The organism is Marinobacter iranensis, assembly GCF_029207565.1.
Classification (GTDB): domain Bacteria; phylum Pseudomonadota; class Gammaproteobacteria; order Pseudomonadales; family Oleiphilaceae; genus Marinobacter; species Marinobacter iranensis.
Genome location: NZ_JANCMW010000373.1, coordinates 1 through 242, shown reverse-complemented (window position 1 = coordinate 242; position 242 = coordinate 1). Strand labels below are relative to the sequence as shown.

At 39.3% G+C, this 242-nt stretch carries 1 protein-coding gene; it reads left to right on the top strand.

The window, feature by feature from the left end; genetic code table 11:
• Positions 1-18 precede the first annotated feature (18 nt).
• Positions 19-242: hypothetical protein (locus NLU14_RS22760; RefSeq protein ID WP_275710884.1), on the top strand; the 224-nt coding region annotated here is incomplete at its 3' end.

The window sequence follows — 242 nt, the reverse complement described above, 5'->3', positions numbered from 1 at the left end:
AAAAATGAAACGACCAAGATGGATGACTTAAAAGCCAAGGCGATTGCTATTGGTGAAGAGCTATTACAGAAAGGCGAAAAGATTCTGAATGAGCTAAAAAATGGCAAGTCTGAAGTCAAGCAGAATGATGATATAGATGATTCCAAACAGGCTGCGCATAAAGATGAAAAATCAGACCAGCAACATGGCAATAATGGTCAAGATCAGCAGGATCGTATGACGCATCTAAAAGATGAAGCCTT